This is a genomic window from Serratia entomophila (genome assembly GCF_021462285.1).
In the GTDB taxonomy this organism is placed as follows: domain Bacteria; phylum Pseudomonadota; class Gammaproteobacteria; order Enterobacterales; family Enterobacteriaceae; genus Serratia; species Serratia entomophila.
The window spans coordinates 73531-94982 of the sequence record NZ_CP082788.1 but is presented as its reverse complement, the minus strand read 5'-3'; the positions used below and the strand labels follow the sequence as shown (position 1 = coordinate 94982).

Annotated in this window: 19 protein-coding genes and 5 pseudogenes; 22 read left to right on the top strand and 2 right to left on the bottom strand. The window is 52.0% G+C overall.

Going from position 1 to position 21452, the window contains the following annotated elements:
* Positions 1–6: 6 nt before the first annotated feature.
* Both KHA73_RS24280 and KHA73_RS24700 read left to right on the top strand, forming a co-directional pair.
* Entirely contained in the window at positions 7–2928 is a 2922-nt protein-coding gene (locus KHA73_RS24280; protein ID WP_010895736.1) for an RHS repeat domain-containing protein, read from the top strand.
* A 191-nt stretch (positions 2929–3119) separates the two neighbouring features.
* Positions 3120–3332, top strand: a pseudogene (locus tag KHA73_RS24700) (recombinase family protein); the annotation flags it as partial.
* A gap of 274 nt (positions 3333–3606) precedes the next feature.
* On the opposite strand, the pseudogene KHA73_RS24695 reads toward KHA73_RS24700, so the two are convergent.
* Positions 3607–4776 (bottom strand): annotated as a pseudogene (locus KHA73_RS24695) (IS91 family transposase).
* Positions 4777–5047: 271 nt separating this feature from the next.
* On the opposite strand from KHA73_RS24695, the gene KHA73_RS24255 reads away from it, so the two are divergent.
* The 7 genes and pseudogenes from KHA73_RS24255 (at position 5048) to KHA73_RS24230 (ending at position 9888) form a co-directional block, all read left to right on the top strand.
* Positions 5048–5812 carry a hypothetical protein gene (locus KHA73_RS24255; protein ID WP_010895792.1) on the top strand — a complete coding sequence of 255 codons (765 nt, stop codon included), beginning with the start codon at positions 5048–5050 and terminating at the stop codon, positions 5810–5812.
* 53 nt (positions 5813–5865) lie between these two features.
* On the top strand, positions 5866–6273 hold the full coding sequence (gene tnpA / locus KHA73_RS24250) for an IS66-like element accessory protein TnpA (RefSeq protein WP_010895793.1): 408 nt from the start codon (positions 5866–5868) through the stop codon (positions 6271–6273).
* Positions 6270–6551: pseudogene (tnpB, locus tag KHA73_RS24245) on the top strand (IS66 family insertion sequence element accessory protein TnpB); the annotation flags it as partial. The gene tnpA and the pseudogene tnpB, both read left to right, overlap by 4 nt.
* Before the next feature lie 61 nt (positions 6552–6612).
* A pseudogene (tnpC, locus tag KHA73_RS24240) lies at positions 6613–7904 on the top strand (IS66 family transposase); the annotation flags it as partial.
* A gap of 6 nt (positions 7905–7910) precedes the next feature.
* The gene (locus KHA73_RS24690) at positions 7911–8123 is read left to right on the top strand and encodes a transposase domain-containing protein (RefSeq protein WP_380740080.1); all 213 of its coding nucleotides are present in this window, start codon (positions 7911–7913) and stop codon (positions 8121–8123) included.
* A gap of 885 nt (positions 8124–9008) precedes the next feature.
* Complete coding sequence (locus KHA73_RS24235; protein ID WP_010895796.1) at positions 9009–9455, top strand: transcription termination/antitermination NusG family protein; 447 nt, start codon at positions 9009–9011, stop codon at positions 9453–9455.
* Between the two features lie 118 nt (positions 9456–9573).
* The gene (locus KHA73_RS24230) at positions 9574–9888 is read left to right on the top strand and encodes a phage holin, lambda family (protein ID WP_234591443.1); all 315 of its coding nucleotides are present in this window, start codon (positions 9574–9576) and stop codon (positions 9886–9888) included.
* 256 nt (positions 9889–10144) lie between these two features.
* Here KHA73_RS24230 and KHA73_RS24730 read toward each other — a convergent pair.
* Positions 10145–10565, bottom strand: a pseudogene (locus KHA73_RS24730) (transposase); the annotation flags it as partial.
* Positions 10566–11456: 891 nt separating this feature from the next.
* Between KHA73_RS24730 and KHA73_RS24225 the strand changes: the two are divergent.
* The 13 genes from KHA73_RS24225 to KHA73_RS24165 all read left to right on the top strand — a co-directional run bounded on the left by KHA73_RS24225 (position 11457) and on the right by KHA73_RS24165 (position 21432).
* Positions 11457–11918: a lysis protein gene (locus KHA73_RS24225; RefSeq protein ID WP_010895800.1), complete on the top strand. Its 462-nt coding sequence runs from the start codon at positions 11457–11459 to the stop codon at positions 11916–11918.
* Positions 11919–12097: 179 nt separating this feature from the next.
* Complete coding sequence (locus KHA73_RS24220) at positions 12098–12316, top strand: phage holin family protein (RefSeq protein WP_256451889.1); 219 nt, start codon at positions 12098–12100, stop codon at positions 12314–12316.
* A gap of 566 nt (positions 12317–12882) precedes the next feature.
* Positions 12883–13308 (top strand): lysozyme, encoded by a 426-nt coding sequence (locus tag KHA73_RS24215; RefSeq protein ID WP_010895802.1) that lies wholly within the window; start codon positions 12883–12885, stop codon positions 13306–13308.
* Between the two features lie 176 nt (positions 13309–13484).
* Complete coding sequence (locus KHA73_RS24210) at positions 13485–13934, top strand: phage tail protein (protein WP_010895803.1); 450 nt, start codon at positions 13485–13487, stop codon at positions 13932–13934.
* An 18-nt stretch (positions 13935–13952) separates the two neighbouring features.
* The gene (locus KHA73_RS24205; protein WP_010895804.1) at positions 13953–15017 is read left to right on the top strand and encodes a phage tail sheath family protein; all 1065 of its coding nucleotides are present in this window, start codon (positions 13953–13955) and stop codon (positions 15015–15017) included.
* A gap of 19 nt (positions 15018–15036) precedes the next feature.
* Positions 15037–16392, top strand: coding sequence for a phage tail sheath family protein (locus tag KHA73_RS24200; protein WP_010895805.1), 1356 nt, complete (start codon positions 15037–15039; stop codon positions 16390–16392).
* Between the two features lie 39 nt (positions 16393–16431).
* On the top strand, positions 16432–17685 hold the full coding sequence (locus KHA73_RS24195; RefSeq protein WP_010895806.1) for a phage tail sheath family protein: 1254 nt from the start codon (positions 16432–16434) through the stop codon (positions 17683–17685).
* On the top strand, positions 17682–18134 hold the full coding sequence (locus KHA73_RS24190) for a phage tail protein (RefSeq protein WP_380740010.1): 453 nt from the start codon (positions 17682–17684) through the stop codon (positions 18132–18134). The genes KHA73_RS24195 and KHA73_RS24190 overlap by 4 nt, the downstream gene beginning before the upstream one ends.
* Positions 18131–18298: a DUF5908 family protein gene (locus KHA73_RS24185; RefSeq protein ID WP_010895808.1), complete on the top strand. Its 168-nt coding sequence runs from the start codon at positions 18131–18133 to the stop codon at positions 18296–18298. The genes KHA73_RS24190 and KHA73_RS24185 overlap by 4 nt, the downstream gene beginning before the upstream one ends.
* Positions 18295–18984, top strand: coding sequence for a CIS tube protein (locus KHA73_RS24180; RefSeq protein ID WP_010895809.1), 690 nt, complete (start codon positions 18295–18297; stop codon positions 18982–18984). The genes KHA73_RS24185 and KHA73_RS24180 overlap by 4 nt, the downstream gene beginning before the upstream one ends.
* Positions 18981–20570 carry a phage baseplate assembly protein V gene (locus tag KHA73_RS24175; RefSeq protein WP_010895810.1) on the top strand — a complete coding sequence of 530 codons (1590 nt, stop codon included), beginning with the start codon at positions 18981–18983 and terminating at the stop codon, positions 20568–20570. Before KHA73_RS24180 ends, KHA73_RS24175 begins: the two co-directional genes overlap by 4 nt.
* Before the next feature lie 20 nt (positions 20571–20590).
* Positions 20591–21013: a GPW/gp25 family protein gene (locus KHA73_RS24170; RefSeq protein ID WP_010895811.1), complete on the top strand. Its 423-nt coding sequence runs from the start codon at positions 20591–20593 to the stop codon at positions 21011–21013.
* Positions 21010–21432 carry a hypothetical protein gene (locus KHA73_RS24165; protein WP_010895812.1) on the top strand — a complete coding sequence of 141 codons (423 nt, stop codon included), beginning with the start codon at positions 21010–21012 and terminating at the stop codon, positions 21430–21432. Before KHA73_RS24170 ends, KHA73_RS24165 begins: the two co-directional genes overlap by 4 nt.
* Positions 21433–21452 lie beyond the last annotated feature (20 nt).

Below are 21452 nucleotides of genomic sequence, written 5' to 3'. Positions count from 1 at the left end.
GATCACATGAGCACATCCTTGTTCAGTAGCACCCCGTCGGTCGCGGTGCTCGACAACCGCGGCCTGTTGGTGCGGGAGCTGCAGTACTACCGCCATCCGGATACACCGGAGGAGACGGACGAGCGTATCACCTGCCATCAGCACGATGAGCGCGGCAGCTTGTCACAAAGCGCCGACCCGCGGTTACACGCGGCCGGTCTGACAAATTTCACGTACCTGAATAGCCTGACCGGGACAGTACTGCAGAGCGTCAGCGCCGATGCCGGTACGTCGCTGGAACTGAGCGATGCCGCCGGGCGGGCGTTTCTGGCCGTCACCGGGGCTGGGACGGAAGACGCGGTCACCCGCACCTGGCAATATGAAGACGATACCCTGCCGGGCCGCCCGCTGAGCATCACCGAGCAGGTTACCGGTGAAGCCGCCCAAATTACGGAACGCTTCGTGTACGCTGGCAATACGGATGCCGAGAAGATTCTCAATCTGGCTGGCCAGTGTGTCAGTCATTACGATACCGCCGGACTGGTGCAGACGGACAGCATCGCCCTGAGCGGCGTGCCGCTCGCCGTCACGCGGCAGTTGCTGCCCGACGCGGCGGGGGCCAACTGGATGGGTGAGGATGCCTCGGCCTGGAATGACCTGCTGGATGGGGAGACGTTCTTCACCCAGACCCACGCTGATGCGACCGGCGCCGTCCTGAGCATCACCGATGCAAAAGGTAATCTGCAGCGTGTGGCATATGATGTGGCTGGGCTGCTATCGGGCAGTTGGTTGACGCTGAAGGACGGCACGGAGCAGGTCATCGTGGCCTCCCTGACGTACTCGGCCGCCGGGAAAAAGTTGCGTGAAGAACACGGCAACGGCGTGGTAACCTCGTATATTTACGAGCCGGAAACACAGCGCCTGACGGGGATTAAAACGGAACGTCCGTCTGGGCACGTTGCCGGAGCAAAAGTGCTGCAGGACCTGCGCTATACGTATGACCCGGTAGGCAACGTACTCAGCGTCAATAACGATGCGGAAGAGACCCGCTTCTGGCGTAACCAGAAAGTGGTACCGGAGAATACGTACATCTACGACAGCCTGTACCAGCTGGTCAGCGCCACAGGGCGTGAGATGGCCAATGCCGGCCAGCAGGGCAACGACTTACCATCCGCTACAGCCCCCCTTCCTACAGACAGCTCTGCCTACACCAATTACACGCGCACCTACCGTTATGACCGTGGTGGCAACCTGACGCAGATGCGCCACAGTGCCCCTGCCACGAACAATAATTATACGACAGACATCACGGTTAGTGACCGCAGCAATAGGGCGGTACTGAGCACGTTGGCGGAAGTGCCGTCAGATGTTGATATGCTGTTCAGTGCAGGAGGTCACCAGAAGCACCTGCAGCCGGGGCAAGCACTGGTGTGGACGCCACGTGGAGAACTGCAAAAGGTGACACCGGTGGTGCGTGATGGGGGGGCGGACGACAGCGAAAGCTATCGGTATGATGCGGGCAGTCAGCGTATTATCAAAACCGGCACGCGGCAAACTGGCAACAACGTTCAGACACAGCGGGTAGTGTACCTGCCGGGGCTGGAGTTACGTATCATGGCAAATGGCGTGACGGAAAAAGAAAGCCTGCAGGTTATTACGGTGGGCGAGGCTGGGCGGGCACAAGTGCGCGTATTGCACTGGGAGATCGGCAAGCCGGATGACCTCGATGAGGACTCGGTGCGTTACAGTTACGATAACCTGGTGGGCAGCAGCCAGCTGGAGCTGGACAGAGAGGGTTACCTTATCAGTGAGGAGGAGTTCTACCCGTATGGCGGAACGGCTGTTCTGACGGCGCGAAGTGAGGTTGAGGCTGACTACAAAACTATCCGATACTCAGGCAAGGAGCGTGACGCGACGGGGCTGGATTATTACGGTTATCGGTATTACCAGCCATGGGCAGGGCGCTGGCTCTCCACGGACCCGGCAGGCACGGTGGACGGGCTGAACCTGTTCCGCATGGTGCGGAATAATCCCGTCACGCTGTTTGACAGCAACGGGCGGATCAGTACTGGTCAGGAGGCCAGACGATTAGTGGGGGAAGCATTTGTTCATCCGTTACACATGCCTGTTTTTGAAAGAATTTCTGTAGAGAGAAAGATTTCAATGAGCGTAAGGGAAGCTGGCATTTATACTATTTCAGCGCTGGGTGAAGGTGCAGCAGCAAAAGGCCATAATATTCTAGAGAAAACCATTAAACCCGGTTCCCTGAAGGCTATCTATGGTGATAAAGCTGAGTCAATTCTTGGACTGGCAAAACGTAGCGGTCTCGTTGGCCGAGTAGGACAGTGGGATGCATCAGGTGTACGTGGAATTTATGCGCACAACAGACCGGGTGGTGAGGATTTGGTTTATCCTGTCAGCCTGCAGAATACTTCTGCCAATGAAATTGTTAATGCATGGATAAAATTTAAAATCATCACGCCCTACACCGGGGATTATGACATGCACGATATTATTAAATTCTCTGATGGGAAAGGGCATGTGCCTACAGCGGAAAGTAGTGAGGAAAGAGGAGTAAAAGATCTAATTAATAAAGGTGTTGCGGAGGTCGATCCTTCCAGACCCTTTGAGTATACAGCGATGAATGTTATTCGCCATGGACCACAGGTGAACTTTGTTCCCTATATGTGGGAACATGAGCACGATAAAGTCGTTAATGATAATGGTTATCTGGGGGTGGTAGCTAGCCCGGGGCCGTTCCCGGTAGCGATGGTACATCAGGGGGAATGGACTGTTTTTGACAACAGTGAAGAACTGTTTAATTTCTATAAATCTACAAATACACCTCTTCCTGAACACTGGTCCCAAGATTTTATGGACAGAGGGAAAGGAATAGTCGCAACTCCTCGGCATGCTGAACTTCTTGATAAACGACGAGTCATGTACTAATCGTAACGATTTCCTGCCTTACCCAAAGTATACAGCCCGGTGAGACATTTTCTCTGTCTCATTTGGGTTGTTTTTGTCTCATCTGCATGTTATGTCTTCCCTCATCTAAAGTCTAACGAGACATTTTTAGCAAAATGGCACTTTACGGTTATGTTCGCGTTTCAACCGACGGTCCGGATTTTACTCTGTAAATACAGACACTTCGCGCAGCCTGCTGCGAAATTATCCGTGCGAAAAAAGCCAGCGGCAGCAGCCGGGATGGACGAAATGAACTGCAGCTTCTGCTGGCTTTTTTGCGGCCAGGCAACATGCTGATGGTTACGTGAGTTGATCGGCTGCCACCAAAAAGTCCGGAGCGTGCGGCCCAGATCGCCGCAATAATACTGCTGTATGGTATTTCCATCACCACTGTATATCGCACACTCTGGGCCTTCCAGAAACCCCATACCGCACACCGGTGTGATCGCTGGAAGCCCCGGGCATTACCGCCGTCTGTACTCGAACACTATTGTGGACTTGATGGTTAGGAGATTGAATCGACCATTTTTGAGATCCCTAACCATAGATCGTAGAGTTGCACACTCCCAGATGGCGTGGCTTAGCGAGCGATTATGCTTAAAAATTCATGTTTTGCTGTGTTTTTAATCCAAAACCTGCTTTTCAGGCGCACTTATCCAGCTACGGGGTCTGAAGCCATCGTTTTTTTGCCGTACGATGTAGCCTGTCAGAGAGCATTTTTGTGGCGTGCTCGCCCGCTACGGTACCGGCGGCAAAACGCAGCCGGCCTTTGCAGAGGATGCACTGGTACGGATCGGTGCCCAGGAAGCCTTTCATCAGCACCGCGAACCCGGGCCGTTTCGGTTTCTCCCGTACCGTCATCTCCAGCGCGTCGTAAACCTTCGGCAGCAGCGTGCCCGTTTGCGGTTGGCCAGAAAACCATAGTAACGCACCATTTTAAAATGCCGTGCAGGGATATGGCTGACGTAACGCTGCAGCATCTCCTCCTGGCTGATTTTCTGGCGTTTGTGCTGCTGCGTACGGTGATCGTAATACTGATGCACCACGGCCCCGCCGCGGTAGTGGCGTAGCTGAGAAGCCGCCACCGGCGGGCGCTTCAGGTACCGGGCCAGGTATTTCACGCTGCGCCAGGCGCCGCGGGTCTTTTTGGCAAAATTCACTTTCCAGGGGCGGCGGTATTGCGCATGCAGGGTCTTCGTTGCGGATATGGCCGAGACCCGGCAGGGCGCCAGGATTGATGCGCAGCAGGTGAACGACGGCATTGCGCCAGATGGCTTCCACCTCTTTCTTTTTAAAGAACAGCTGCCGCCAGACGTGGTGTTTGACGTCAAGACCGCCGCGGGTAACGGAGACGTGGATATGCGGATGTTGATTGAGCTGCCGGCCTTAGGTGTGGAGCGCGCAAAAAATGCCGGCCTCGATGCCCTGCCGGCGTGCCCAGCGGAGCATGGCGCGGGTGGCGCAGCGGAACAGGTCGTTGAGCAGGGGCCAGTTGTTATTGAAGAACGGCCATAGCAGGTGGGGCATGGTGAACGTGATGTGCTGCCAGTCGCAGTCGGGCAGGATGTGCTGCTGCTCGGCAATCCACTGCTCGGTGGCCTTGAGGCCACAACTGCTGCAGGCCTTGGATTTGCAGCTCTGACAGAAGAAGCGGGCATGGGGACAGTCGGATGAGGCGCAACAGTAACGGCGAACGCCCATGCCGCAGGCAAGCATGCGTTCGACGGCGAGTTTGGTCCAGTCGCTGAGGGTGTCGCCGTGTTTGTCGAGATAGCGGCTCCAGCCATCATCGTGCTGGAACAACAGCTTTGCGGGGCGCGGAATATACATGGTGCAAAGTCTACAGTGGGTCAGCGGGCAGGGAAAGGGTATCGGCGCCAGCCGGCTCACGCCACAGTCGTGCTCATTTTATGCGGGTGTCAACGCGGCGGTGGTGCATGCACCACCGTGAGGGTCTTGGTGCGATCAACCAGCGTCGGCGTTGATGTGAGTCTGGGTCTAAAGAAGGTTGAGGCAGCAGCACTGCCGTGCTCGCCCCATAGGGGCGCTACGTTCAGTAACATTAGAGGTTTAGTCATGGTTTACAGACTGATAGGCACTTATGGCAACGTTGTTTATTGATTTACTTATCAAACCGCGTAAAAGATTCAGACTCAAAACAACCATTCAGGATACTTTGACTCAGCAATTAGTGCGATACGTGCAGCATCACTACATCCGACAAACGGGTTGGGAACTCTATAAATACGGTCGCAGTTGGGGGAATTTATGCCATGTCGTTCCGAGTCCATTTATCGCTTGGCTAGAAACGCACCAAGATAACCCTCGAGCTGCCGAAATAGTTGAGAGTTGTAAGGTATACCTAAGTTCTGAAGAGGGGGTTGTTGACCCTTCTATTGCCGTATACATCCCTCTCAGTTGGTTATGTATCATCATCCCGCCAATGGGTGAAGCGTTGCGTGAACACTTGCAAACACGGATTGGCACCGTTCTATCTGATCCATTACCAGTGAGTGTTACCACTCTTAAACCTTCTGATTATTATCTGCTGTGTGAAGGTCGAGCCATTCCCAACGTTTGGCAGCACCATTTCGAACTGTGCATGAGAAATAGCATGCCATTTATTGTGCTATGGCACTTTCCTCCTAAACAAGCTCGTTTTGTTACTCGATATGACATTTTATTTTCCTGGGAGCCCTTGGTAAAAAGTCACCTACATGTATTCGAAAACCTTGAATACCCTGACATAGCAAAGATAATCACCAAGCGAATTGCTCTGTTATTGAAACAAAGACGTCACCTGGATGGGTTCAAACGAGTCACTCTGCAAAATGTGCGTAAGCGTGCAACGAGTACCGTCTGGTGATTTTCTGACTCATCCGACAAAGTAGTTCCCACCAAATAGTAGTGGGAACCAAAATGTCAGATATACATAAAAATGTTGTCGCCGGCAGACGAAAAGGCTGTCGAAATTATCCCCCAGAATTTAAGCAGCGGCTTGTTGTTGCCTCCTATGAGCCCGGTGTCTCTGTCTCAAAATTGGCGCTGGAGAACGGTATCAACGCCAATTTATTGTTTAAATGGCGTCAACACTGGCGGCTGGGGAAAATCCCGTTACCGATATCACCTGAAGCGGATATGCCCCTACTGCTTCCGATTACATTTGATGCCGAAACCCAACCTACTAATCAACTACCATTACCCCCTGCTGAGCTGACAGCGCTTCCGCTATCCTGTGAGATAACGTTCCGGAGCGGGACACTTCGCCTGGATGGCTCCGTCAGCGAAAACATGCTGGCGATGCTGATACAGGAGCTCAAGCGATGATCCCGCTTCCGGCGAGTACAAAAATCTGGTTGGTTGCCGGTATCACCGATATGCGCAACGGCCTCAATGGCCTGGCAGCCAAAGTGCAAACTGCGCTGAAAGACGATCCGCTGTCCGGTCACGTCTTTATCTTCCGGGGACGCAGTGGTAACCAGCTAAAACTCCTCTGGTTCACCGGTGATGGGCTGTGTCTGCTGACCAAACGGCTGGATCGAGGTTGTTTTGCCTGGCCATCAGCCCGCGATGCTGATGGAAGGCATCGACTGGCGTCAGCCCAAAAGGCTGCTTAACTCGCTGACTATGTTGTAAAAAAAACATGGCCCTATTTATAAGGTGGTGATGTGTAAGGAACAAACTGACCGCCTTCTGGCATTAGAAGAACAACTGGCCCTGCACGAACGTAAAATATCAGTGCTCACCGCCCAGCTCGATAAGCTTCGACGGATGAAGTTCGGTCGCAGCTCAGAGAAACGCGCACGTCAAATTGCGACGTTGGAAGCTGAACTGGTCGCCCTTGAACAGAGCAGCGACGAGGTCGCGGGGCGGGTCAGCGACCCGGCCGTGCCGCGCGCCCTGCGGCAGACCCGCACGCGAAAACCCTTCCTAGAGTCACTCCCCCGTGAAGTAAACCACCTGTTGCCGGCGGAAAAAAGCTGCCCGGACTGCGGCGGGGCGCTGTCGTACCTGGGAGAAGATACGGCGGAGCAGCTTGAGCTGATACGCTGCGCCTTCAAGGTCATCCGTACTGAACGTGAAAAACATGCTTGCACGCAATGTGACCGTATCGTTCAGGCACTCGCGCCATCGCGTCCGATAGAGCGCGGTATCGCCGGGCCCGGCCTGCTGGCCCGTTTAATGGCGGCAAAATATCTCGAGCACGCGCCGCTTTATCGCCAGTCTGAAATCTATGCCCGCCAGGGCGTGGAGCTGAGTCGTTCGGTGCTGGCCGGCTGGGTAGAAGCTTGCTGCCGTCTGATGGCTCCGCTGGAAGAGGCCTTACGTCATTACGTCCTGAGATGTGGAAAAGTGCACGCTGACGATACGCCCATGCCGGTTCTGCTGCCGGGGAATAAGAAGACCAAAACTGGGCGGCTGTGGGTGTATGTGCGGGATGACCGCCACGCCGGATCACTGCAACCGCCGGCGGTCTGGTTCGGCTACTCTCCGGACAGAAAGGGATGCCACCCGCAGGCGCACTTGTCTGACTTTAGCGGGGTCCTGCAGGCGGACGCGGACGCAGGGTTCAACGAACTGTATAAACCCGATCGTGAGGCCGGAACGATCACGGAGGCGGCGTGCTGGGCGCACGCCCGACGGAAAATCACGACGTACACGTCCGCACGCCGTCGGCGACAACCGAAGAAGCCCTGCACCGCATCGGCGAGCTGTACGTCATCGAAGGTGAGATCCGTGGGCAGCCTGCCGCGTTGCGGCTTGAGGAAAGGCAGCGCCGGTCGAAGCCGTTGCCTGTTGAGCTCAAGGGCTGGCTGCGCGAAAAAGTGAAGACGCTGTCGAGGCACTCAGAAACGGCGAAAGCGTTCAACTACGCGCTGAACCAGTGGGCGGCGTTGGCGTACTACCGCGATGATGGGTGGGCAGAAGCGGATAATAATCTGGCGGAGAATGCGCTGCGAACGGTGAGCCTCGGTCGCAAGAACTACCTGTTCTTCGGCTCCGACCTGGGTGGAGAGCGCGGTGCGCTGTTGTATAGCCTGCTCGGGAGCTGCAAGTTGAACAATGTGGATCCGGAAGCTTATCTGCGGCATGTGCTGACGGTTATTGCAGACTGGCCATCAAACCGGGTGCATGAACTGTTACCCTGGAATATCGATATCCCTTCCGAGAAATGATCAATACGGCCTTCGGCTGACGCTTACAAATGTGCTGGGTGAAGGGCAAATCAACATTCTTAAACTGAGTTTTGAGGCAGCCGAACAGCTGACGTTAGACTTGGTGAAAATGATCCAGCAGATGATCGATGAAATAGAGCTAAAGATTAAAAAAAGACGATAAGGATGCCTTGAAAGGCTCGGGTATGGGAAATAGCAAAATTTACAACAAACGTGAGTAGATGATTTGCTCCTTCGGCACCGCAAATTCCTCCAGGCTGAAGTCTGGTACCGCAGGAAAGTATGTGTTCGCAAGCGAGTTTGGTCCAGTTCCAGGTGATATCGCCATGTTGTTGAGAAACCGGCACTAGCCATTGTCATGCTGGTGCCGCAACTTTGCATGTAGTGAATATATATGATGCAGACGGCATTGATGTGATGCGGGGTCTTAAAGACGGTTGAGGCAGCAATACTGCCGTGCGCGCTACCTCGACTGCATTACAGGTGAATTATATAATTATTATTAATTGATTTCTATTGATATTTGTTTTTGTTTTGGTGTTTAAATCTTACTTTTTAAGATTTATTGGTTTTAAATTTTAATTTATTTTGTTTTGTTGCTTTTTTACTATTATTTGGTCTGTTGATGCTGCTGAATTAAAGGGTGGTGATGATCTATTAAACTTACATTGTAAACTTTAATGATATAATATTCTAGTTTTTATTTATTTTCTGGTTTATTGTTTTGTTATTTTATTTTTTTATCGATTGTTGAGTGGTGTTGATTGTTGATGTTCATGAATTATCCTGATCATGTTGCTTAAGAATATACATTCTCTTTGTTGAGTTTTTGGCGGAGCTTCGCCTTACACCAGTTTCTTATAGTTTAATTATTGGTGAATCGTAATGAAAAAAAAATGGTATTTGATTAGATGTAATTACGGGAAAATTGACTTAGGGCAAAAAAGCTTGGAGGCTATGGGTGTTGAGTGTTTCTGCCCAAGATTAAGTCCGGCTGAGTTGAAGGTTTTATTTGACAATAAAAAAAATTTTTCAAAAGGATGGTGTATTTTCCCTCCTTACCTTTTTGTGAGGTTTGACATTGATCACATTCCAATATCAAAAATTCAACATGCCATCGGTGTAAAAGGATTTGTCAGGTTTGGTGGGGGGATAAATTCAATACCCGATATTGTTATCGGAAAAATAATGAAAAATGATTACTTGTCAGGGATTGATAAAGATGTAATTAAATTAATAAGATGTGAAAATAAAGTCTTGCGGGTTGATACTTTATTGTCAATGATAGAGAGCGAGCTAGGGAAAACAATCATTAGGAATAAGCTTGTATAAAACGTTAATAATCCTTGAGTTAATGTGATTTAACAGATTGTAAAAAACACATTGCCATCCATTTTTTGTTAATTCAGGGGTTTTAATTGCGTCAATTTTAATTGGCTATGGGGACATTGTGAACCATTATTCTGGCTTTCTTGATATGACTATAGACTGGTTAAAATTATATATATCTTCGGTCTATGCTGCTTTAAGTGCACTGAGTGTTTCTGCATTGACGAGTTTGAAAGATAATAAAGAAATTAAAGAGGTTGTTACTTCAATGCTCGCGTGTGGTATTCTTGCCCTGTCTTTTTCTGGCATGTTAGAGCATTTTGGACTACCTCCGAACAGTGCTGGCATCGTCGGTGGTGTTATTGGGCTACTTGGCGTGGATAGAATCCGATATATGGTTTCTTCTAAATTCAACTCCAAGACAAAGAAAGAATGAAAAAAGTTGATGTTATCATCTAATGAATAGGATTAAAATATTCATTTATTTAAATTGTTTTGTTCCGGATGTGTTTGATCTTAAAGCTTTACCTTCCGTACTGCTTAATCGTTCGATAGTTTGGAAACTCAATTTCCCTTTTTTTAGCTTTCTAACCTTGTACAGTAGCGGATTACAATCCCGGATTGCGGGGTATAGCGATAGGTTGTGTGTAAAAATACTGACTTTGACTTGTTTTTAATCTAAAACACCTTTTTCAGCTACATTGAGCCAATGCTGGCATCTGGAGCCATCGTTTTTTGCCAGTTAGTGAAGTCTGTCAGACAACCGTTTTATGGTGTGCTCGCCCGCCTGAGCGCTGGCAAACGCAACCGATTGCCACACAAGATACATTGGTACGGATCTGTGCCCAGGAAGCCTTTCATCAGCACCGCAAACCCTGCCCATTTGGGGTTCTCTCGAACCGTCATCTACCGCAGTTAGTAGACCTTCGGTAGTAGCGTGCCGCAGTAACGCACCATCTTAAAATGTCAGGCTGGGATATGGCTGACATAGCGCTGCAGTATGTCCTCTTGATGGATTTTTTGACGTTTGTGCTGTTGTGCCCTGTGATCGTAATACGGATGGACCATGGCGCTGCCGCGATAATGTCGTAGCTGCAAGACCGCGACAGACGGGCTCGGATAAAACAGGGAAACAGGTCGTGGAGTAGCGGCCTGTTGTTGTTGACGAACGGCCAGAGGTAGCGGTCATGGGTACGCAGTCCTATCAGGCGTAGCCGTAGCGGCGTGCGCCTATGAAGCAGGTGCCGCAGGTAATAATGCGCTCGTTGCGAGTTTGGTCCAGTCGTTGAGGGTATCGCCATGTTTATTGTCATGCTGGAACAGCAGCTTTGCTGGGGCGGGTAATATCCATGAGGCAAAGTCTAATGACAGGAGACAGGAAAAGGGCGTGGCGCGAGCCGGCTCACGTCATAGAGGGGTTAATTTATGCGCGGGGGTGTGGATGGCGCCACAGCAAGTGCGGTAGGATCATCAACTGGCGCTGGCGTACTTGCACTCCATCTGGTGTAGGTTCCGCTGCTGACCAAACGTACGGCTAACGATGTCTGCTGCTTTACCCCCAGCGCATCAATCGAGATACATGGCCCAACGTTAGTGCGATTTAGGCCGCAGAACAACCGTGCTTGTATCGATGTATATAATATGCATATTTTAATAACCATGATCACTACCATTTTAATTGAAAGCTTTTCCCGATTGTTATTGTTTTTTTGATAGCCCATAACTATGAATTGGATTGGTAACGATCGTTACTAACGATTTCTATTTGTTCTGAATTGATCCTATAGTTAATTCAGACAAACAAGAGAGCGAACCTGAAAGCAGTCGTTTAAGATTTTTGATGAAAAATTGATTAATAGTCGCTAGGCGTGTTTTTAATACTTCCTATTATGTCAATTATCTCAATATTTCTTACTTTCTATTTTATTAATCGTGATGTTATATTTGGTTTTTTATTATGTTATCACTTCAATAGAGAAGAATGTTCGAAGGGGTTATTTATAAATGCGAATAGCTATGTTGTGCGGAATCATCGTCGTAATTGCAGCTTTTTCTTGGTCAACCCGATATTATTATCAACAGTCAATCATCTGGAAGGAAAAATCGAAGGAAGCAAACGCATCAGTCAGGAAATATGAAAATCAAATTGAATTGATACAAAGTCAGCATCGCAAACTAGCTGAATTAGATGAACACCACACGGAGAAACTGAATGAGGCTGAACAAGAGAATACGGTCCTGCGCACTCAGCTTGCCCGTGGCCATCGCAGGATGCTCGTCTCTGGACAAATATCCTGTCCAGACAGAACATCCCCCTCAACCCGCAGCTTGGGCTATGACGGCCCCTTCGAACTCTCTGCAGATACTGGACAGCGTATTCTTTCTATCCGGGAAGGCATCATCAGAGACCAACAAAAACTGATGTATCTTCAGAGTTATATTCGGCAGTTCTGTCTTAAAGATTAAAAATATATATATTTTTAATATATGGTACGTGCTAATTATTACGAGCCGATTAACGTGAGTTTATAATATTAACTAAAATTGGAGTTCTAATGATTATTTTTTCGTTACCAAAACCGCTTCCTGATAGTGACATGGTATTCTCTTGGTTGATTGTAGGAGGATTCTCCGCTTGAGGCGGTATCGTTAGATATTTAATGGAAAACAAAGAGTCTGGGGAGAAAATTTCATGGCTTGAGGTTTTCAAGCAAGTCGTTACTTCCGGATTTTCGGGGCTTTTAGCGGGGATCTATGGCTATGAACAAGGATACAGCGAGTTTATAACCATGGCCTTCTCCGGTTTGAGTTGGGCATTAGGTGGTCACTTATTGGACTTATTATGGAAGCGATTAACTAATTAATTAGAAAAAGAAAATTATTCTAAAAACTAGCTGTGGCGACAAGTTGGCTAGCACTGCTAGTGTTTCAGTGATATATATTTAAATTTAACCAGATAAATAAAAATGTAATTTATAATAAATTGGTTGATAACTACAAAAACATCATTTTATGGCACCCTATATAGATGCGGATTTGTTTTTACAGGGTGTCAGTATGTCTTAGTATCTTTTGATGCGTAATACCTTACAGATGTGGGCGCCTTTTCCTTTTTGGATTTAAATTGATCCGCTCAATAGTGAGTTTTTAAAATATGGCGGGGATTAATTTCAAACGTCAAGATCCTTTTTATGAAGTGATCCGGTTTAGAGAGTAGATGTCGCCGTCGTTGTAATATTTTATATTCATGATTTCAAATCACATATCCTGTAAATACTTTCAATGTCAATTTTGTCGATATTTTCATTTATCTTTCTGTATTGAATGCATACATTTTCGAATATGGATGGATGCCTGTGGCGATATTTCAGTGATGTAGTTTTATCTCTGCGATCAGCTGTCAGATAAACCTGTTGGTACGGAGGTTACAATGATAATCGATGTTAATGGACTTAAACTCATTAAACATTTTGAGGGGCTAAGGCTCCGTGCTTATCAATGCTCGGCCAACGTATGGTCCATTGGATATGGTCATACTGCCGGCGTCGGTCCGGATGATGTTATTACCGAAGGGCAGGCTATTTCCTTCTTGCGTCAGGATGTAGCGGAGAGTGAACGGGCAGTAAATCAGTATGTGCATGTTCCGCTTACGCAAAATCAGTTTGATGCCCTGGTTTCATTTGTTTTCAACCTGGGCGTCGGGAATTTCCGAACCTCAACGCTGCTGAAAAAACTCAATGCCGGTGATTATGACGGCGCGGCCCAGGAATTTGGGCGTTGGATCCATGCCGGCGGTAAAGCGCTGCCCGGCCTGGTACGCAGAAGAGAGGCCGAAAGCGCACTCTTTCTGAAATAAGTAACACAGTTAGACGTATTTTTTATTTATAAGCATGAAAAAACAACTGGTGTAAATCAGGGGCGGTAGCATGCTTTTTTTCAGGGGAAACGGAGTTAATTAAATTGTTTTTCATGCAGATAATTTAAAAGGATTATTTGCACCCACTATTGATTGTAAAAAGAAGGATTTAACTCATGGCTATTACCGCAGACGACATTGCAGTGCAATATCCAATCCCTACTTATCGCTTTATTGTGACCCTGGGCGATGAGCAGGTGCCGTTTACCAGTGCTTCTGGTCTGGATATTAATTTTGACACCATTGAATACCGGGACGGGACCGGCAATTGGTTCAAAATGCCCGGCCAGCGACAGGCCCCTAACATTACGCTGAGTAAAGGAGTATTTCCGGGCAAAAATGCGATGTATGAATGGATTAACGCCATTCAACTTAATCAGGTTGAAAAGAAAGACATCATGATCAGCCTGACCAATGAAGCCGGCACGGAAGTGCTGGTCAGCTGGAATGTGAGCAACGCCTTCCCGACCTCACTGACCTCCCCGTCATTTGATGCGACCAGCAACGAAATCGCGGTACAGCAAATCACGCTCATGGCCGATCGCGTGACCATTCAGACTGCCTAATCAAGAGGACATGTTGCCATGACTGTGACAACCACTTATCCCGGCGTTTATCTCAGTGAAGATGCCGTATCGAGCTTCTCGGTCAACAGTGCCGCCACCGCCGTGCCCCTGTTTGCGTACGACAGTGAAAATACCAACACCATTAATAAACCGATTCAGGTTTTCCGCAACTGGGCGGAATTTACCGTCGAGTACCCAACGCCGCTGGAAGACGCTTTTTATACCAGCCTGAGCCTGTGGTTTATGCACGGTGGCGGTAAATGTTATCTGGTTAACGAGGCCAATATCGCCGACGCGGTGGCGCAATACGATGATATTACGCTGATTGTCGCGGCAGGGACAGATACCACTACCTATACCGCGTTCACCACAGTAGTGGGCCAGGGCTACCGTATTTTTGGCCTGTTTGACGGTCCGAAAGAGAAAATTGCCGGCACGGCGAAGCCGGATGAGGTCATGGAAGAATATCCGACCTCCCCGTTTGGCGCGGTATTTTACCCGTGGGGCACCCTGGCATCGGGGGCGGCGGTGCCGCCGAGCGCCATCGCCGCGGCCTCCATTACCCAAACCGACCGTACGCGCGGTGTGTGGAAAGCGCCGGCCAACCAGGCCGTGAATGGCGTTACCCCTGCGTTTGCTGTCAGCGATGATTTCCAGGGTAAGTATAACCAGGGCAAGGCGCTGAACATGATCCGCACATTCTCGGGCCAGGGAACGGTGGTGTGGGGTGCCCGCACGCTGGAGGACAGTGATAACTGGCGCTATATCCCGGTTCGCCGCTTGTTCAACGCGGTTGAGCGGGATATTCAAAAATCCCTGAATAAACTGGTGTTTGAACCCAACAGCCAGCCGACCTGGCAGCGTGTCAAGGCCGCCGTAGACAGTTATCTACACAGTCTGTGGCAGCAGGGCGCGTTGGCCGGTAATACCCCCGCTGATGCCTGGTTTGTTCAGGTCGGCAAAGATCTCACCATGACCCAGGAAGAGATCAATCAGGGGAAGATGATCATAAAAATCGGCCTGGCCGCAGTTCGCCCGGCAGAATTCATCATCCTGCAGTTCAGCCAGGATATCGCGCAATAATTCACTGAAGGAAAAGAACATGGCTACTGTCACATCTGTACCGGGTGTCTATATTGAAGAAGATGCCTCGCCAGCGATGTCGGTGAGCGCGAGTGCGACCGCCGTGCCGTTATTTGTCGCTCGTTTTACCCCTCTCAAGCCAGAACTGGCGGGCGTGATCACCCGCATCGGCAGCTGGCTGGACTATACCATCCTGTTTGACAGCAACGTGCCTTCTTCCGCACGCGTTACCGTGTCGTCAACGGCGGTTGAACCGTCCCCTGAATTCGATGCGCTGGAAACAGCGTCGTCTAAAGCGACAACGACATATACCTACCAGATTGATGATACTGAGGTCGTGGATCCGACGGCCTCCGTCGCCCTGCGGCTCTATTTCCAGAACGGCGGCGGCCCCTGCTACCTCTATCCGCTGGAAAAGGCAGACGATAACGGCCCATTGGCCGCGTTGCCGGACCTCATCGACGAGGTCGGGGAGATCACACTGCTGGCAAGTCCGGATCCCGATGAGACTTACCGTACTGCGGTGTATGGCGCGCTGGCTGCCTCACTAGATCAGCACAAAGGGTACTTCCTGCTGGCCGACAGCGTCAATGGCGACGCGCCCAGTGCGGTCGGTGGTTCCGCCCAGGTGGCGGTGTATTACCCGAATGTAGAAGTGCCGCACACCCGTAAACTGGATGACGCAGAGGTTGCCATCGACGGTTACCTCGACGATGAAGGAAAGGCTGTCACCACACTGGCTGCGCTCCGAGTCGTTAACACTGAATTTGCCGGTGAAATTGCGCAATCCCTGTCCGGTGACCTGAGTGCACCGCTGTCGCTTCCGCCTTCAGCATTGATTGCGGGGGTGTACGGCAAGACAGACGGTGAACGTGGGGTGTGGAAAGCGCCGGCGAATGTGGTGCTCAACGGCGTCAGCGATGTCAGCGTCCGGGTCACCAATGAGCAACAGGCGGAGCTGAACCCGAAAGGCATCAATGTCATTCGTCATTTCAGCGATCGCGGGCTCGTCGTGTGGGGTAGCCGCACACAGAAAGATGATGATGACTGGCGGTATATCCCGGTGCGCCGCCTGTTCGATGCGGCAGAGCGCGACATCAAAAAGGCCCTGCAGCCGATGGTGTTTGAACCCAACAGCCAGCTGACCTGGAAACGGGTGCAGACGGCGATTGATAACTACCTTTACCGCCTGTGGCAACAAGGTGCCCTGGCCGGCAATAAGGCGGAAGAGGCGTATTTTGTGCGCGTCGGTAAAGGTATCACCATGACACAAGACGAGATTAACCAGGGGAAAATGATCATTCAGGTTGGGATGGCCGCCGTGCGCCCGGCCGAATTCATCATCCTTAAGTTTACTCAGGACATGTCTCAGTAAAGGGGGCCCCCCTTTCCGACTCTTTATAAGGATACTGTGATGACTATGGTTCTTCCTGGGGTTTCGTACAATGAAACACTGTTAACGCAGGCGTCAAACGACGATCCGGTGACGATGCCCCTGTTTATTGGTTATACCCCTCCTGATACGGCGATACCGGTAACGGTGATGCAGCCCGTCAGCGTGGGATCACTGACGCAGGCGAACAGTCTCTTTGGACAGCGTGGGACGCTGGCGTATTCCCTGCGCCATTTCTTTGAAAACGGTGGGCTGCAGTGCTATGTGCTGCCCCTCGGGCCAGGGAAGGGAGAACCCGCCGCGCGTCTGCAAGAGTTGATTGCCGCATTACAGACACCGCAGATGCTGGAGACGCTGTTAGCGGATGATAAGACCGGCCTGGTCCTGGTACCGGAGCTGAGTGAGCTCAATGAGGTGAGTTCGACCTCGCTTTCCGCCGAGGGGGTTGACGCGGCCGAGGTTGACGCCGATGCCCTTTGGTATCAGGGCTGGCAAGTATTACTGACGCTGTGTCGTCAGGCCCCGCAGCGTTTTGCGCTGCTGGAATTACCGGAGGATCCGGCGTCCGCAGTGACGCTGACCCAACAGTCTTTTTCAGCAGACCAGTGTCAGCGCGGGGCGGCCTGGTGGCCACGCCTGGAAACCAGTTACCAGGACGAGTCGTCGGCGCCCGTGGTGTTGTCACCCCTGCCGGCCGTCGCGGCGGCCATTCAGCGCAGTGCCCACGATAACGGGGTCTGGAAGGCGCCGGCCAACATCGCGTTGGCCAAAACCCGCCGCCCAACCCAAAGTATCCTGACGTCTCAGGCATTACTGGATAACCAGGGGGTGTCCTGCAACCTGATCCGCAGTTTTGTCGGGAAAGGCGTGCGTCTGTGGGGATGCCGGACCTTGCTTAATGAGGAGAACACGGCCTGGCGTTATATCCAGATCCGTTTACTGGTCAGCAGCGTGGAGCACTACCTGAGCAAATTGGCGCGCGCTTACCTGTTTGAGCCGAATACGGCCCCGACCTGGATGAAATTAAAGGGCCAGGTCTGGACGTGGTTGCGTCAGCAATGGCTGGCAGGGGCCTTTTTCGGCACGGTGGAGGATGAGGCCTTTTCGCTCAGTATCGGGCTGGATGAAACCATGACGGAAGACGATATTCGCCATGGAAAGATGATCCTGCAGGTACGTCTGGCGCTGCTGGCCCCCGCGGAATTTATTGCTATCAGCCTGACGCTGGATCTGCGCGACGGCACGGCCAGCGCGCAAACCGGAGGTCAATCATGATGAGTACACCCGCGGTATCCCATCGTTTTCTCGTCAATTTTTTATTTAACAACATACCCAATCCGTTTGATATCGCGTTCCAGCGCATATCCGGCCTGTCGCGGACACTGGAAGTGAGCCAGCACCGGGAGGGGGGCGAGAATGTCCGCAACCTCTGGCTGGCCGAGCAGGTGAATCACGGCAGCCTGGTGCTGGAGCGGGGGGTGATGAACGCCTCCCCCCTGACGCTGCAGTTTGACCGCGTCTTGCGCCGGGAAAGCACGCAGTGGGCCAACGTGGTGATCATGTTGCTGAACGAGCTTTCATTACCGGTGACCACCTGGACGCTGAGCCATGCCCTGCCGGTGCGCTGGCAGATGGGCGATTTGGATGCCGGCAGTAACCAGGTGCTCATCAACACGCTTGAGCTTCGCTATCAGGATATGCGCATGCTGGGGGTAAAACTATGACCGTCGAAATTCGTGAGTTGATCGTCCAGGTTGAGGTCACCGAGCCTGCCCCTTCTGCCCCGTCCTTACCGTTTGCGCAGCACCGTGAGTGGGACGATCAGCGGTGGGTGGAGAGGATTAAACAAGAGGTGCTGGAACAGCTGCTTGAAAGGGGGTGTCTGTGAGCTTACTTGAACGGGGTTTATCGAAGCTGACCCTCAACGCCTGGAAAGATCGCGAAGGGAAAATCCCTGCGGGCAGCATGAGCGCGATGTATAACCCAGAGACTATTCAGCTGGATTATCAGACGCGGTTTGATACCGAAGACACCATCAACACGGCGTCGCAAAGCAACCGCTATGTGATTTCCGAGCCAGTCGGCCTCAACCTCACCTTGTTGTTCGACAGCCAGATGCCCGGGAATACCACCCCGATAGAGACGCAGTTGGCGATGCTGAAATCCCTCTGCGCCGTGGATGCGGCCACCGGATCGCCTTATTTTCTGCGCATCACCTGGGGGAAAATGCGCTGGGAGAATAAAGGATGGTTTGCCGGCCGGGCCCGTGATTTATCGGTCACCTACACGCTGTTTGACCGTGACGCCACGCCGCTGCGGGCCACCGTGCAGTTAAGTCTGGTGGCGGATGAGAGCTTTGTGATTCAGCAATCCCTTAAGACACAAAGCGCCCCCGACCGTGCACTGGTCAGCGTACCGGATCTGGCCTCGTTGCCGCTGCTGGCGCTCAGCGCCGGCGGGGTGCTGGCCAGCAGCGTAGATTACCTGTCGCTGGCCTGGGATAACGATTTGGATAATCTGGATGATTTTCAAACCGGGGATTTTCTGCGGGCGACGAAAGGGGAGGAGGTATGAGCCACATCACCCTGGACATAGCGGGACAGCGCAGCACATTGGGGATCCGTCGTTTGCGGGTACAGCAGCTTATTAATGAGATCCCGCTGGCGCAGCTGGAGCTGCATATTCCCACGGATAATCATGGCGCAGCGGATAACGCGGTACAACACGAAGTCAGTCGTTTCACCCTGGGCGTCCGCGTGGGGATTGCACAGGATAACAAGCCGCTTTTCGACGGTTATCTGGTGCAAAAGAAGATGCAACTGAAGGGGAAAGAATGGTCCGTGCGGCTGGAGGCCCGCCACGCGTTGCAGAAACTGACGTTCTTGCCCCATAGCCGGGTATTTCGTCAGCAGGATGACAGCACCGTCATGAAGGGGTTGCTGCAGTCTGCGGGGGTGAAACTGACGCAAGAATCGGCGGCGCAACTGAGCAGCAAGCACGATCAACTGCTCCAGTTTCGTCTCAGTGACTGGCAGTTTATTCGCAGCCGGCTCCTGTCCACCAATTGCTGGCTGCTGCCTGATGCCGCCAGCGACACGGTAGTGATCCGCCCGCTGTCCGACGCGGCAATGGCCTCACGGACGCTTGCTCGCGACAGTCACGACTATACGCTGTATGAAATCAATTTGAATTTTGATAACCGCTTTACCCCAGACAGCCTGTCACTGCAGGGATGGGATATTGCCGCACAGCGGCTCACGGCGGCGCAAAAAAGCCCGGCCGGCGCGTTTCGTCCCTGGAAACCTGCAGGTAAGGTTGGCCAGTCCTCCGCCGGGCGGCAAGACTACGCCCTGGCGTTCAGCATGCTGCCTGAAGCTACGCTGCAAACCCTGTCGAACTCCTGGCTGAACTATCAACAAATGACCGGCGTACAGGGCCACATTGTGCTGGCGGGGACCCGGGACTTCGCGCCGGGCGAGAGTATCACCCTGAGTGGGTTTGGGGCGGGGCTGGACGGCACGGCGATGCTGAGCGGGGTCAATCAGCAGTTTGATACGCAGTATGGCTGGCGCAGTGAGCTGGTGATTGGGCTGCCGGCGTCAATGCTGGAGCCCGCGCCACCGGTGAGGTCGCTGCATATTGGCACGGTAGCGGGTTTTACCGCCGATCCCCAGCATCTGGATCGGATTGCCATTCATCTGCCAGCCCTGAATCTGCCCGATTCGCTGATTTTTGCCCGCCTGAGTAAGCCGTGGGCCAGTCACGCGAGTGGCTTCTGTTTTTACCCTGAACCCGGTGATGAAGTGGTTGTGGGGTTTATCGACAGCGATCCGCGTTACCCGATGATCCTGGGGGCGTTGCACAACCCGAAAAATACCGCGCCGTTCCCACCGGATGAAAAGAACAATCGTAAGGGGTTGATCGTGAGTCAAGCCGACCAGACGCAAGCCTTGATGATCGATACCGAAGAGAAAACGCTGAGGCTGATGGCGGGGGACAATACCCTCACTTTAACCGGCGAGGGGAACCTTACTATGAGTACACCGAACGCCCTGCAATTGCAGGCCGATACGTTGGGTCTGCAGGCTGACAGTAACCTGTCGATTGCGGGTAAGCAGCAGGTGGAGATCACCAGCGCGAAAATTAACATGAAAAAATAACCTATTACGGTGAGGTTGCTATGAGTAACGACATTTTGAAAGCGACCCTGGGGCAATGCTGGGCATTTCCACCGCGGTTTTCCCCCGACACGGGCGTGTCCCTGACGGCGGGCGTTGAGGCAGTGATGCAGAGTCTGCGCGTGCTGTTTATGACTGAACCGGGCGAACGCATTATGCGTGAGAGCTATGGCGGGGGTATGCATGACTTTATCTTTGAGAATATCACCGATGAACTGCTGGCCAACATCCACAACCGCATCGAAGAAAGCATTCTGCGCCATGAGCCTCGGGCGCTGCTCAAGGACGTCATTATCCAGCCGGACAAACAGGAAGCGAGTCGTCTTCGGGCGCAGATCACCGTGTATCTGGCAGGCTCGGATCTGGTCGAGACGGTGGACGGTACGCTGAACATTCATGACGGCCAGACGCTGAGGTTACTATGAGCAACCTGGTGGTCATCGACGGTGACGCGCTGACATTCAACCCGCAGTTTGGCGCTATTACGATCACGCCACCGCCCCAGCCACGAATTAGCGGCAGCGGTGAGGCCAGCATCGGGGGGAAAAAGATCTGCATTGTTGGGGATGAAAAGCAGGTCTCCTTTACCGTTGACTATATCAAGCCTCCCTTTGTCGCTTCCCCGGGAAAAGGGACGCTCACCATCAAAGCGTTGGCGTCCGAGCAGCGGGCTGAGTTTGCGACGGCACCGGCGCCGATGATTGTGGTCGGCAGCCAGTTTACGACGCAATTTCAGCCCACAACACCGGCCCAGGATCCACAAGGAAAACCGGATACGGATCTGAGTGCTGTCACCGGGGTTGGGACATTTATCAACAGCCAGTCGTTTGTCACCGCCGGGTGAGTCATCGTGCTGCCGATAGG